Origin of the sequence: Paracoccus aurantiacus, from assembly GCF_007993065.1 — a bacterium.
Classification (GTDB): Bacteria; Pseudomonadota; Alphaproteobacteria; order Rhodobacterales; family Rhodobacteraceae; genus Paracoccus; species Paracoccus aurantiacus.
Genome location: NZ_VOPL01000001.1, coordinates 97213 through 110124, shown reverse-complemented (window position 1 = coordinate 110124; position 12912 = coordinate 97213). Strand labels below are relative to the sequence as shown.

12 protein-coding genes are annotated in these 12912 nt (G+C 61.8%); 6 read left to right on the top strand and 6 right to left on the bottom strand.

All coding sequences use genetic code 11. The features are described 5' to 3' along the window. The first annotated feature begins 131 nt into the window (after positions 1-131). On the top strand, positions 132-383 hold the full coding sequence (locus FQV27_RS00610; RefSeq protein WP_147095723.1) for a (2Fe-2S)-binding protein: 252 nt from the start codon (positions 132-134) through the stop codon (positions 381-383). A gap of 16 nt (positions 384-399) precedes the next feature. Continuing rightward, entirely contained in the window at positions 400-885 is a 486-nt protein-coding gene (gene bfr / locus FQV27_RS00605; protein WP_147095721.1) for a bacterioferritin, read from the top strand. Between the two features lie 104 nt (positions 886-989). Here bfr and pyc read toward each other — a convergent pair whose 3' ends face one another. Then, entirely contained in the window at positions 990-4433 is a 3444-nt protein-coding gene (gene pyc / locus FQV27_RS00600) for a pyruvate carboxylase (protein ID WP_147095719.1), read from the bottom strand. Positions 4434-4531: 98 nt separating this feature from the next. Continuing rightward, positions 4532-5317, bottom strand: coding sequence for an exodeoxyribonuclease III (gene xth, locus FQV27_RS00595; protein WP_147095717.1), 786 nt, complete (start codon positions 5315-5317; stop codon positions 4532-4534). Between the two features lie 76 nt (positions 5318-5393). On the opposite strand from xth, the gene FQV27_RS00590 reads away from it, so the two are divergent. Next, positions 5394-6155 (top strand): hypothetical protein, encoded by a 762-nt coding sequence (locus tag FQV27_RS00590; protein WP_147095715.1) that lies wholly within the window; start codon positions 5394-5396, stop codon positions 6153-6155. Here FQV27_RS00590 and FQV27_RS00585 read toward each other — a convergent pair. Next, positions 6152-6478, bottom strand: a complete 327-nt coding sequence (locus FQV27_RS00585) for a HesB/IscA family protein (RefSeq protein ID WP_147095712.1) — start codon at positions 6476-6478, stop codon at positions 6152-6154. The two genes, FQV27_RS00590 and FQV27_RS00585, sit on opposite strands and share 4 nt — an antisense overlap. A 69-nt stretch (positions 6479-6547) precedes the next feature. Between FQV27_RS00585 and FQV27_RS00580 the strand changes: the two genes are divergently transcribed. Then, a complete protein-coding gene (locus FQV27_RS00580; protein ID WP_147095710.1) occupies positions 6548-7702 on the top strand; it encodes a deoxyguanosinetriphosphate triphosphohydrolase in 1155 nt (384 codons plus the stop codon). Positions 7703-7749: 47 nt separating this feature from the next. Here the strand turns inward: FQV27_RS00580 and copM are convergent, their stop codons facing one another. After that, positions 7750-8142: a CopM family metallochaperone gene (gene copM / locus FQV27_RS00575; RefSeq protein WP_377768725.1), complete on the bottom strand. Its 393-nt coding sequence runs from the start codon at positions 8140-8142 to the stop codon at positions 7750-7752. A 179-nt stretch (positions 8143-8321) separates the two neighbouring features. Continuing rightward, the gene (locus FQV27_RS00570) at positions 8322-9212 is read right to left on the bottom strand and encodes a DMT family transporter (RefSeq protein ID WP_147095705.1); all 891 of its coding nucleotides are present in this window, start codon (positions 9210-9212) and stop codon (positions 8322-8324) included. A gap of 86 nt (positions 9213-9298) precedes the next feature. Between FQV27_RS00570 and FQV27_RS00565 the strand changes: the two genes are divergently transcribed. Together FQV27_RS00565 and FQV27_RS00560 are read left to right on the top strand one after the other, a co-directional pair. Then, on the top strand, positions 9299-9721 hold the full coding sequence (locus tag FQV27_RS00565; protein ID WP_147095703.1) for an OsmC family peroxiredoxin: 423 nt from the start codon (positions 9299-9301) through the stop codon (positions 9719-9721). Then, on the top strand, positions 9718-10572 hold the full coding sequence (locus tag FQV27_RS00560) for a transglutaminase-like domain-containing protein (RefSeq protein ID WP_246132950.1): 855 nt from the start codon (positions 9718-9720) through the stop codon (positions 10570-10572). Before FQV27_RS00565 ends, FQV27_RS00560 begins: the two co-directional genes overlap by 4 nt. 3 nt (positions 10573-10575) lie before the next feature. Here the strand turns inward: FQV27_RS00560 and FQV27_RS00555 are convergent, their stop codons facing one another. Continuing rightward, a complete protein-coding gene (locus tag FQV27_RS00555; RefSeq protein WP_147095701.1) occupies positions 10576-12909 on the bottom strand; it encodes an aldehyde dehydrogenase family protein in 2334 nt (777 codons plus the stop codon). Positions 12910-12912: the final 3 nt, after the last annotated feature.

The following is a 12912-nucleotide window of genomic DNA, read 5'->3' as shown; positions in this document are numbered from 1 at the left end:
ACAAATCCGTGAGTTGACAAAAATCTGACAAAAACACTCATTTCCGACTAAAACTCTTTCCGAAACCGTGCTAGACAGGATGCAGTTCAACTGACCTTGGACTGACGCCAAGTATTTCTGGGAATACAGCCATGATCGTCTGCCACTGCAATCAGATTACCGACCACGATATTCGTGCCGCGGTCGGCTGGATGCGCGCCTCGGACCCTGATACCATCGTCACGCCGGGCAAGGTTTATCACGCGCTCGGCAAGCGCGCGGATTGTGGCGGCTGCATGAAGCTGTTCGTCGCCGAGATGCGTGCCGCTGAAGGGTTTGCCGTGGGCAAGGAGCATAAGCTTCCCCCGGTATTGATGGGTCTGCGCAAGAAGATCGCGGGCTGACAAGAAAGGGACAGGAATGAAGGGCGACGCCAAGGTCATCGAATATCTTAATTCTGCGCTGCGGTCGGAACTGACGGCGGTCAGCCAGTATTGGCTGCACTATCGCCTGCAGGAAGACTGGGGTTATGGGCGCATCGCCGACAAGTCGCGCGCCGAATCGATCGAGGAAATGAACCACGCTGATCGCCTGATACAGCGCATCATCTTCCTTGAGGGTCATCCCAACCTGCAGAAGCTCGACCCGCTGCGGATCGGGGAAAACCTCAAGGAAACGCTGGATGCGGACCTTGCGGGCGAACATGACGCGCGCAATCTGTATATCGAGGCACGCGATCACTGCGAAAAAGTCGGCGACTATATCAGCAAAAACCTGTTCGAGGACCTGATCGGCGACGAGGAAGGCCATATCGACTTCCTGGAAACCCAGATCGAACTTTACGACACGATCGGCGCCCAGAATTACGGCCTGCTGAACGCAAAGCCCGCGGACGAGGCCGAATAAGCCGGTCCGGCGCAAAACATATCAAGAATGGCAAAAGGCGTCGCATCTGCGACGCCTTTTTCAGTTGTGGTGCTTCGGGACAGGCGCCGCCCGCCCCTGCAAGCTCATTCCAGTTCGATCAGCAGATCCTTCGCATCGATCTGCTGGCCGGGCGCAACATGAACGGCTTTCACCGTGCCGTCATGATCGGCGTGGATCGCGGTTTCCATCTTCATCGCCTCGATGGTCAGAAGCAGATCGCCCGAATTGACCTTCTGGCCCTGCGTAACGGCCACCGTCGCGGCAACGCCCGGCATCGGCGCACCGACATGGCCCGGATTACCCGAATCCGCCTTCGGTCGTGCCGCACTGGCCGCACCTTCGGCGCGGTTCGGCACGCGGATATTGCGCGGCTGGCCGTTGAGTTCGAAGAAAACCTTCACCTCGCCCTTCTCATCGGTATCGCCGATGGCCTGAAGGCGGATTTCCAGGGTCTTTCCGGGGTCGATCTCGCAGGAAATCTGGTCGCCCGGCTCCATCCCGTAAAAGAAATTGCGCGTCGGCAGGGTGCGGACCGGCCCGTAGCTTCGATGCCGGCCCATATAGTCCAGAAAGACCTTGGGATACATGAGATAGCCGTTCAGATCCTCGTCATCCACGGCCATGCCGTCCAGTTGCTCTGAAAGATCGGCGCGGGCCGCCTCCAGATCGACGGGCTGCATCGTTGCGCCGGGGCGCGTCGTCATGGGCTTTTCACCCTTGAGAACCTTTTTCTGCAGCGCCTCGGGCCAGCCGCCCGGTGGCTGCCCCAGATTACCCTTCATCATGTCGATGACGCTGTCGGGAAATACGACCTCGACATTCGGGTCTTCGACCTGCGCGCGGGTCAGGTTCTGGCTGACCATCATCAGCGCCATGTCGCCCACCACTTTGGACGACGGCGTCACCTTCACGATATCGCCGAACATCTGGTTCACATCGGCATAGGCCTGCGCGACCTCGTGCCAGCGATCCTCCAGCCCCAGCGAGCGCGCCTGCGCCTTGAGGTTGGTGAACTGGCCGCCCGGCATCTCGTGCAGATACACCTCGGACGCGGGGGCCTGCAGGCCGGATTCGAAGGCGCGATAGTCCTCGCGCACACGTTCCCAATAATTCGAAATCTCGCGGATCGCACCGATATCGAGGCCGGTATCGCGCTCTCCTCCGGCCATGGCTTCGACCACGGAACCGAGTGTCGGCTGTGAGGTGTTGCCGGAAAGCGCGTCCATCGCCCCATCGACAATATCCACGCCAGCAGCCGCCGCCGCCAGATATGACGCGCCACCCATACCGCTTGTGTCATGGGTGTGGAAATGGATGGGCAGCCCGACCTCTTCCTTCAGCGCCTTGACCAGCTTGCCGGCGGCCGCAGGCTTCAGAAGCCCGGCCATGTCCTTCAGCCCGAGGATATGTGCGCCAGCGTCGCGAAGCTCTTTCCCCATAGAAACATAGTATTGCAGGTCATATTTCGCGCGATCCGGGTCATTGATATCGCCGGTATAGCAGATCGCGGCCTCGCAGATCTTGCCGGTCTCGATCACCGAATCCATCGCGACGCGCATATTCTCGACCCAGTTCAGGCTGTCGAATACACGGAAAACGTCGATACCCGTTTCGGCTGCCTGCTTCACGAATGCCTGCACGACATTGTCGGGATAATTCGTATAGCCCACCCCGTTCGACGCGCGCAGCAGCATTTGCGTCAGCAGGTTCGGCATCGCCGCACGAATATCGCGCAGGCGCTGCCAGGGGCATTCCTGCAAAAAGCGGTACGCCACATCAAAGGTCGCGCCACCCCAGCATTCCACGCTGAACAGCTGCGGCAGATTGGCGGCATATGCCGGTGCCACGCGGATCATGTCGATCGAGCGCATGCGCGTCGCAAGAAGAGACTGGTGCCCGTCGCGCATCGCCGTATCGGTCATGAGCAGTCTGGACTGATCGGCGACCCAATCGGCAACCGCCTGCGCGCCCTTTTCTTCCAGCAATTGCCGCGTTCCGGCGGGCGGGGGCGAGACGCGCGGCTTTGGCGGAACGGCGGGCCGCACCTCTGCCGGCGGCGCGGCGCGACCCGAGGTTTCGGGGTGACCGTTCACGGTGATGTCGGCCAGATAAGTCAGAATCTTTGTGGCGCGGTCCTGACGGGCGCGGAATTCGAACAGTTCCGGCGTCGTGTCGATGAACTTCGTCGTGTAGGTATTGTCCAGAAAGGTCGGGTGTTTCAGCAGGTTGATAACGAAATCAATATTCGTCGAGACGCCCCGCACCCGGAATTCGCGCAATGCCCGGTCCATCCGGCGGATCGCCTGTTCCGGGGTCTGCGCCCAGGCCGTCACCTTGACCAGCAGCGAATCGTAGTAACGGGTAATGACGCCGCCTGCATATGCCGTGCCACCATCCAGACGTATCCCCATTCCGGTCGCGCTGCGATAGGCGGTGATGCGGCCATAGTCGGGGATGAAGTTGTTCTGCGGGTCTTCCGTCGTGACACGACACTGGACCGCATGCCCCGACAGCGTCACGTCGTCCTGCGTCGGCACGCCCGTCGCCTCGGCCAGTGTCGCGCCTTCGGCGATCTTGATCTGGGCCTGTACGATGTCGATGCCGGTCACTTCCTCGGTCACGGTATGTTCGACCTGAACGCGCGGATTCACCTCGATGAAGTAGAATTCGTTCGTGTCCATATCCATCAGGAATTCGACAGTGCCCGCTGCCTGATAGCCGACAGCCTGACCGATCTTCAGTGCCAGCCCGCAGACCTCTGCACGCTGTTCGTCGGTCAGGTAAGGTGCCGGGGCGCGCTCGACGACTTTCTGGTTTCGACGCTGCACCGTGCAGTCGCGTTCAAACAGATGATACAGACCGCCATGCGTGTCGCCCAGCAACTGCACCTCGACATGGCGGGCGCGCAGGATCATCTTTTCCAGATATCCCTCGCCATTTCCGAAGGCCGCCTCGGCTTCGCGACGGCCTTCGCGGACCTTCTCGGTCAGCTCATCAGGGCCGTTGATCGGCCGCATCCCGCGACCGCCACCGCCCCAGGACGCTTTCAGCATCAGCGGATAGCCGATCTCGGCTGCTTCGGCCTTGATCGCGTCAAAATCGTCACCCAGCACCTCGGTCGCGGGGATGACCGGCACGCCCGCGTCAATGGCGACCCGTCGCGCGCTTGCCTTGTCACCAAGCGCGCGCATCGTCTCGGCCTTCGGCCCGATGAAGATGATGCCTTCCCGGTCGCACGCATCCACAAGCTCGGGGTTCTCCGAAAGCAACCCGTAGCCCGGATGGATCGCGTCAGCGCCGGATTCCTTGGCGACGCGGATTATCTCGTCAATCGAGAGATAGGCCGCGACAGGCCCCAACCCCTCGCCGATCCTGTAGGCTTCATCCGCCTTGAAGCGGTGCAGGCCCAGCTTGTCCTCTTCTGCGTAGACTGCGACGGTTCGCTTGCCCAGTTCATTGGCCGCGCGCATGACGCGGATGGCGATTTCGCCGCGATTGGCGATCAGGATCTTGCGAATGTCGCGCATGGCGCTCTCCCGAAGTTTCTGCAACTGCGAAGAACAATACCGAACGAAAGCCACTTGTAAACGCGAGATGACGGGTCGACCGTTGTTATAGGGCAGGCCTATGCCGCGATATCGACCCAGACCGGAACGTGATCCGAAGGTTTTTCACCCGCCCGGACTTCTTTATCTACGCCGCATTCTATCAATATGTCAGCGGCTTGCGGGGATAACATCAGGTGGTCGATGCGGATGCCGTTGTCACGACGCCATGCGCCGGCCTGAAAATCCCAGAAGGTGAAGGGGCCGCGCGTTCCGAAAGGATCGCGGCTGCGGATCGCGTCTGTCCAGCCCTGCGCTGCGATGCGGCGAAAGGCAGCGCGGCTTTCCGGCAGAAAGAGCGCATCCTTGACCCATTCGCCCGGCTCTGCCGCGTCCCGAGGCTCTGGTATGATGTTGAAATCGCCAAGCATCACCACCGGCATCTCGGTCTTCAGCAGTTCTGCCGCGCGCAGGCGCAGCCGCTCCATCCAGGCCAGCTTATAGTCATATTTCGGTCCTGGTGCGGGATTTCCGTTCGGCAAATACAGCCCCGCAACGCGGACCGCCCGTTCCCCGACAACCGTCGCCTCGATATAGCGCGCCTGCTCATCCGCGTCGTCGCCGGGCAGCCCGCACGTCACATCCTCAAGCGGAAGCTTCGACAGGATGGCAACGCCGTTGAAACCCTTCTGGCCATGCGTTTCGACATTGTAGCCCAGGTCAGCGAAGTGATCGGTGGGAAATCCCTCGTCTATCGTCTTGATTTCCTGAAGAACAACAAGGTCGGGATTGGCAGCGGCCAGCCATTCGGTCAGCGCGTTGATCCTGGCCTTGATGCCGTTGATATTGAAGCTTGCGATTTTCATGGCGTGCATGATGTGCCGGGGCGCGGCGATTGGCAAGTTGATCCGAAGCGCATATCCTGCGTGGTGAGAGGTTAAGATGCGCCTTCTTTTCATCCTGTTGCTGATAGCCGTCGGTCACGCTGCCGTCGCGGATGACGCGCGACCGCCGGCCGGGTTGCTGTGGAAGCGAAGCGACTTGCCAGCGACACTTCCCTTGCAGCTGAAGACACCGGCGGGGCAGGATTACGTCGTCTTCCTGACCCGCCCCGAGGTTACAGAGCCCGAGATGGCTGCCTATGTCAGGGGAGGATCATTCTTCCGCCTGCTCGTACCGCCCGGCGATTGGCGGATCAGCATCGCCTCAGGGCAGCAATGGCAGGGTGAGGAACGGCTGTTCGGCCCCGAAACCAACTGGACAGAGCTGTCCGATCCGCTGAATTTCATGGCCGGCAACGCGACCATGAACGGTCATGTGCTGAGCATTGACGATGCGAAACCCGAAGCAACCATCACCGTCGCCCCCCGCGTCGTGTGCCGCGTCCCGTCATACCAATCGGTAAAGCCCGAAAGACGCGACGCGCCGCCCAGCCCGGTTATCCGTCAGGATCGCGCGACGCCCTATCGGCTGGATCCGCGCGATCCGCTGGCCCATGATCGCCTGTCGGATGGCAGGCTCGACCCGCGTGATCCGCTTGCACATGACCGGCTTTCTGGTCGGCTCGACCCGCGCGATCCGCTGGCGCATGACCGGCTTGCCCGCACCCAGCGTCAACCACGCGACATCGTCCCGCCGCAAGATCTGTCGCCCTCAGCGCTGCGCCGGGGACAGATCAGGTTACGATCCGTTACCTGTGACTAGATCGAGAACGATGTGCCGCAGCCGCAGGAAGATGCCGCGTTCGGGTTTTCGATGGTAAAGCGCGCGCCTATCAGCTCGTCCGCGAAATCGATCACGGCACCGGCCAGAAATGGCAATGAGACAGGGTCGACCAGCACGCGCTGACCGTTGCCTTCCAGAATCAGGTCATCCTCGGCCGGGGCGTCCAGCTTGATCTCATACTGAAAACCCGAACAGCCGCCGCCTTCCACGGCGACGCGCAGCGCCTGCGGGCTTTCGGTACCGTCATTGATCTCGGCCAGACGGGCAAAGGCGCGGTCGGTGACAGATGGGGGCAGGTTCATGGGGCGTTCCCGTTTCGCTGAGGCTTCACGGAATATAGGGTTTGGCCCGTAACGCTGCAAGGAACCCGCATGACCGCGTCCTATGCCTGTCAACCCGATGCCAGCCGCGGCCGGCTTTACCCGGAAAGTCTGTCGAGCTTTCGTTCGCCCTGGCAGCGCGACCGCGACCGTATCATCCATTCCTCTGCATTCCGTCGGCTGAAACACAAGACGCAGGTTTTTGTCGAACAGGAAGGCGATGCCTATCGCGGCGACTATTTCCGCACTCGGCTGACCCATACGATCGAAGTCGCGCAGGTTGCGCGAACCATTGCAGGGGCGCTTGACCTGAACACCGATCTGGCCGAGTCGGTTGCCCTTGCCCATGACCTTGGCCACCCCCCCTTCGGCCATACCGGCGAGGATGCGCTCGCGACGCTTATGCAGCCCTATGGCGGGTTCGATCACAATGCGCAGGCGCTGCGGATCGTTACCCGGCTGGAACGTCACTATGCCGGTTTCGACGGGCTGAACCTGACATGGGAAACGCTGGAAGGCATCGCCAAGCATAACGGCCCGGTCGATGCGCCCCTGCCCTATGCTTTGGCAGAGGTGAATGCGCAATGGGATCTGGAACTGCACACCAATGCCAGCGCCGAAGCGCAGGTTGCTGCCGTGGCCGATGACATCGCCTATAATCACCACGATCTGCATGACGGCCTGCGGGCAGAGCTGTTCACCGAAGACGATCTGGCAGAACTGCCGGTCGTCGGCCCCGCCTTTGCCGAGGTGGATGCGAGACATCCCGGTCTTGACCCCGACCGCCGCCGGCACGAGGCGCTGCGCCGTGTCTTCGGTGTCATGGTCGAGGACGTGATTGCCGTGGCCCAGAACCGGCTGGCATCGCTGCAGCCGAAATCCGTGGACGAAATCCGCAACATGGACGGCCCCATCATCCGGTTTTCAAAGCCGCTGTATCAGAATCTGAAGGCGATCAAGCTGTTCCTGTTCACGCGCATGTATCGTGCGCCCTCGGTCGTCGATGAACGCCATCTGGTGACGGGAATGCTGAACGACCTGTTCCCGCTGTTCATGTCGAACCCCGAAATGCTGCCCGAGCATTGGCGTCCCGAAGCGTTTGCCGCAACCGAGACAGAGCGCGCGCGGATCGTTCTCGACTATGTCGCGGGGATGACCGACCGCTATGCAATGGCCGAATGGGAAAGGCTGTGCGGGAAGGGATGATCCCCCAGCACAGCCCAAGGGTCAGCCTGAAGGCGGCGCGAAGCCGGTCAGTGCCCGGCGTGCGGGTCCGCCTCGCCATTCACCGGCGCGGTGGCGTCCGCGGGCATGTCCATGCCTTCATGCGGGGTCGGCTTGTATTCGGGATCATTCTTTTCCAGCCAGCCTTTCATGAAGGCGATCTCGGCCTCCTGCGCGGCGATCACCCCTTCGGCCAGTGCCTTCACCTCTGGGTCGCCGCCATGTTCCAGCGCGACGCGTGCCATGGCGACCGCGCCTTCGTGATGCGGGATCATGCCGCGCATGAAATCAATATCGGCGTCGCCCGAATATGGGATCATCATGTCGCCATGCATCTGGTTCATCGCCTGAAAATATGCGGCGGTCGAAGGGGAAGCCCCGTCCGGCACGGCCACCTCCATATTCGCGGCGCCGGTTGCCATCTGTTCGGTTGGGGCGGCATCCTGCGCCGCCACCGCACCAACCGAAATGGCGGCCAGGGCGGCGGCAAGTGACATTGCGATGAAGCGGGATTGGGTCATGGATATCGTCCTGGATTGAGGTTTCAGACCAAATTTAATCAATTGCCTTCGGTTTGTGCATCACTTTGACGAAAAACGGGTCACGAAAAGATCAGGGCCATGCCGATCATCGCGATGACCGCGCCGGCCCAGCTTGTCGCACTGGGCCGCGCGCCCGTGATGATCCACAGGCCGGGCAGGATAAAGACCGGCGACAGCGCCGACAGGGTGGACACGATCCCGACCTTCCCGCCCTGCAGCGCAAACAGCAGCAGCGACATGCCGATGACCATTGCGACGACACCCGATCCCGCGAGAAGCACAAACAGCCGCAGGTCCAGTTTGCCCTGCGGCTTGACCACGCGGATCGGCAGCGCGCACAGCAGAGACAGGAAGAACGCCGCCGTCGTCACCCGGATCATGCTGCCCGTAAAGGGATCGAAACCCTGTTCCATCACCGGGCGCGCGATCAGAGAGCCGACCGCCTGCGCAAGTGCCGCGATCAGGCCCAGCAGGACGCCTGTGCCGATATGCCCGCGAACGGCCTCGAAACTGTGATCTCCGCTGCGACCCGGACGACCCAGCACGGCCATGCCGACACCGACTGCGCACAGCGCGACACCCAGCCACCCCACCGGGCGCAGGTTTTCGCCCAGGACCACCCAGCCAAGGATCGCGGCCATTGGCGCATTCAGCGCGAACAGCGCCCCGCCGCGACGCGGCCCAAGCCGCGCGACCGCTGCGAACAGAACCGTATCGCCGACGAAAATCCCGATAAATCCCGAAAGGATCAGCGGCCCGACCTGCGCCCAGGTCGATCCGTGCCACAGCCCGCCGATCCCCACGATCAGCGCAAGCACCAGCGCGGTGAAGCTTTGCCGGTAGAAATTGAAGGCAAACGCCCCGAGCCGGTTCAGCGGCGGAGCGACCATCAATCCTGTAACTGCCCAAGAAATAGCCGCACCGATGGCCGCAAGCTCATAAACAGGCAATTCGACCTCCGCCGCGCCTAACTTTTGTCGATTCTGTGAACCCGCACTGTCCCTGCGCGTTATCTGTGCAGATACAGGAGGACGACATGATTACCAAGACCGGTTCAGCAAAGTGGCAGGGTGGCCTGAAAGACGGCAAGGGCGAGGTGTCGACCCAGTCCGGCGCGCTGTCTTCCCAGCCTTACGGTTTCGCGACGCGGTTCGAGGATAAGGCAGGCACCAATCCCGAAGAACTGATCGGTGCGGCGCATGCGGCCTGCTTCTCGATGGCGCTGTCAAAAGCGCTGGAAGATGCCGGTGTAACTGACGTCTCGATCGAAACGACGTCGGCCATTTCGCTCGACAAAGAGGGCGATGGCTTTTCCGTCAAGACCGCTGCGCTGACCTCGACCGTGTCTGGGACAGGCGACCGCGCGGCAATCGAATCGGCCGCCGAAGGTGCCAAGACCAACTGCCCCATCTCGAAGCTGCTGAATGCCGACGTGACCCTTGATCTGACCGTCGCATGATGCGCATTCGGTATGGATATGACATCACGATAGAGGGCGACGGCCCTCTGTCGATGCTTCTGCAGATGTCGGTCAGGCCAGAACGGCAGCTGGACCTGCAAGGCGTCGAGGATTTTTCGACAGAGCCGGGCGTCGCCTATTCGACCTTCGTCGATGATTTCGGCAATTTCTGTCGCCGTCTGTCGGCACCCGCTGGCCGCTTCAGAATGAGGCAGCTTGCCACGATCACCGATAGCGGCTTGCCCGAACCGGAATTCCTCGACGCGCAGGAAATGCCGATCCAGGCGCTTCCCGACGACGTGCTGCAATTCCTGCTTCCGTCGCGCTACTGCGATTCGGACTTGCTGATGCAACCGGCATGGGACTTGTTCGGCAATGTCGCGCCGGGCTGGAACCGCGTGCAGACGGTGATGGACTGGGTCCACAACCACATCACCTTCAACTATCAGGACGCGGACGCGACCCGCACCGCGCATGACGCGTTCGAACAGGGCAAGGGCGTCTGCCGCGACTTCGCGCATCTTTCGATTGCGATGTGTCGTGCGCTGAACATTCCGGCGCGCTACGTCAACGGCTATTTGGGCGATTTCGGCATTCCGGCACCGCCCGACCCGATGGATTTCGCTGCCTCGGTTCAGGTTTACCTGTCCGGCCGCTGGTGGGATTTCGACCCGCGCAACAACATGCGCCGCATCGGTCGCTTGCCCGTCGGCTATGGTCGGGATGCCACGGATGTTGCGCTGATCTCAAGCTTCGGGCTGCACCGGTTGCTGAACTTCACCGTCATCACCGATGAGATCGACGATGACGGCAATATCGTCCCGCCTCTCAAGAAAGAGGCCGCGGAATAAGCCTCAGTAAACGATGCTGCCCGTGCCGGCCGGCAATGCCCCGTAAGGCAGCCAGACGGTTTTCCACTGCACCGCGTGATCCAGATAGCTGCGTCCCTGCCCCACAGGTTTCGACCAGTCGCGATTGGCGAAAGACCAGACCGGCTTGAGGTTCCCGGTCGAGGCTTTTTCGACCGCAGCCGCACCTTCCACGCCGCAGAACCACAGCGCCGCAACATCGTCATGCTGGGCCAGCACCTGCGCCAGTTCGTCCTTCGGCCCCGACACGATATTGACCACGCCGCCGGGCAGATCCGAGGTATCGAAGACCTGCGCCAGATCAAAGGCCGCGACCGGATCGTCCTGCGCCGGGATCACCACGACGGTGTTACCCATGGCAATGGCAGGCGCGACAAGGCTGATGAACCCCAGCAGAGGCGCGTCATTCGGGCAAACGATGCCGATGGTCCCGAAGGCTTCCGGGATCACGTTGACCAGATAATTCGGCTTGGTCTGGACGTTCAGCCCGTCATATTTGTCGGCCCATGCAGCATAGTAGAACAACCGCTCGATCGCCGCATCGACGGGTTTTGCGCCATGTTTCTTCGCCAGATCATCGCGGCGTTGCGACAGGTTTTCAGCAATGAAATACAGCACCTGCGCACGGGCATGGCCGCCCATCGCTGCCCATTTTGTGGCCTTCTTCGCCGCCTCGACCGCGTTGCGGATGTCCTTGCGATTGCCAAGCGGCACCAGATCGCCGGATGCCGCGCGATAGCTGGCCCCACCATCGGGCCGCTTCTGCGCGCCGCCGATATACAGCTTTTCCGTCCGGTCGATGCCGCCGCCTGCACTGGCGCCGTCCAGAACCGCCTTGGGCGTGGGCGAGGCTTTCTCCTTCGCCTCGGGCAGTTTGGGACCGTTGAGATAATCCAGCATCCCGACGCGGCCACCTTCGCGGCCATATCCGGATTCGCGCATCCCGCCAAAGGGGGCGGCAGCGTCAAACATGTTCGCGCCGTTGATCCAGACCACACCCGCCTTCACCGATGCAGCCAGATCGGTCGCGACCGTGGCGCTTTCCGACCAGATCTGCGCGGCCAGACCATAACGCGAGTTGTTCGCCAGACTTATCGCCTCATCCGCGGTGCGGAAGGTGGTCAGGGTGGCGATGGGGCCAAAGATCTCCTCGCTCCATGCGGGGTTCGCGGGCGAGACCTGACGCAGATAGCCCGGCGCGATGAAGCAGGTTTCGCGCGGCGCACCGCCGATCAGGTCGGCACCGGCTGATACCGCCAGCGCGGTCAGGTTAAGGATGCGGTCCTTCTGCACCGGATCGACGATTGCGCCGACATCGGTGGATTTATCCAGCGGCGGACCTACCCGCAGCGTCGCCAGACGGCGCTGCAATAACGCCTCGAACCGCTCGGCCACGGCTTCGGCCACAAGAATGCGTGAACCGGCGCAGCAGACCTGGCCCTGATTGAACCAGATGGAATCGACGACACCTTCGACGGCAGCGTCCAGATCCGCATCCTCCATGACGATGAAGGGCGATTTGCCGCCGAGTTCCAGCGTCAGACGCTTTCCCGTCCCGGCAGTTGCCGCGCGGATCGCGCGCCCCACTTCGGTCGAGCCGGTGAAGGCGATCTTGTCCACGTCAGAGGCCACAATCGCCGCCCCCGTCTCTCCATCGCCGGTGACGATGTTGACGACGCCCTTTGGCAGTCCGACTTCCTGACATATCTCGGCGAACGCCAATGCCGTCAGCGAGGTATATTCGGCCGGCTTCAGCACCACCGTATTGCCCGCCGCAATCGCCGGCGCGATTTTCCATGCCAGCATCAGCAGCGGGAAGTTCCAGGGGATGATCTGGCCCGCCACGCCGATGGCGCTGTGACCGGGGAATTCATCCGCCATCAGCTCTGCCCAGCCGGCGTGATGATAGAAATGGCGGACCACCAGCGGAATGTCGGCATCGCGGCTTTCACGGATCGGCTTACCGTTATCCATGCTTTCCAGCACCGACAGGAAGCGTTCACGCTTCTGAATGGTGCGCGCGATGGCATAAAGATACTTCGCCCGTTCATGCCCCGGCAGACCGGCCCATTTCGGTTGCGCGCGGCGGGCGGCCTTGACGGCGGCGTCCACATCTTCCGCCGTGCCCTGGCTGATCCGGGCCAGAACGGTGCCGGTCGCCGGGTCACTGGTATCGAAGCCCTCGCCCGGCTTGGTAAAGCTGCCATTGATGAAATGGCCGAATTTCGGGTTCGCCTTCAGCCAGTGGCGAACGGCGCTGCTGTCCTCGACCGAGGGGCCGTATTCCATCGTTTGCATGATCTCGCTCACAGTCGGCATGTT

What these genes read in the sequence shown, in the direction of transcription:
- FQV27_RS00560 (WP_246132950.1), top strand. Translation starts at nt 9,718, where the DNA reads ATGATGCGCATTCGGTATGGATATGACATCACGATAGAGGGCGACGGC.
- pyc (WP_147095719.1), bottom strand. Translation starts at nt 4,433, where the DNA reads ATGCGCGACATTCGCAAGATCCTGATCGCCAATCGCGGCGAAATCGCC.
- xth (WP_147095717.1), bottom strand. Translation starts at nt 5,317, where the DNA reads ATGAAAATCGCAAGCTTCAATATCAACGGCATCAAGGCCAGGATCAAC.
- copM (WP_377768725.1), bottom strand. Translation starts at nt 8,142, where the DNA reads ATGGCAACCGGCGCCGCGAATATGGAGGTGGCCGTGCCGGACGGGGCT.
- FQV27_RS00585 (WP_147095712.1), bottom strand. Translation starts at nt 6,478, where the DNA reads ATGAACCTGCCCCCATCTGTCACCGACCGCGCCTTTGCCCGTCTGGCC.
- bfr (WP_147095721.1), top strand. Translation starts at nt 400, where the DNA reads ATGAAGGGCGACGCCAAGGTCATCGAATATCTTAATTCTGCGCTGCGG.
- FQV27_RS00590 (WP_147095715.1), top strand. Translation starts at nt 5,394, where the DNA reads ATGCGCCTTCTTTTCATCCTGTTGCTGATAGCCGTCGGTCACGCTGCC.
- FQV27_RS00580 (WP_147095710.1), top strand. Translation starts at nt 6,548, where the DNA reads ATGACCGCGTCCTATGCCTGTCAACCCGATGCCAGCCGCGGCCGGCTT.
- FQV27_RS00555 (WP_147095701.1), bottom strand. Translation starts at nt 12,909, where the DNA reads ATGCCGACTGTGAGCGAGATCATGCAAACGATGGAATACGGCCCCTCG.
- FQV27_RS00610 (WP_147095723.1), top strand. Translation starts at nt 132, where the DNA reads ATGATCGTCTGCCACTGCAATCAGATTACCGACCACGATATTCGTGCC.
- FQV27_RS00565 (WP_147095703.1), top strand. Translation starts at nt 9,299, where the DNA reads ATGATTACCAAGACCGGTTCAGCAAAGTGGCAGGGTGGCCTGAAAGAC.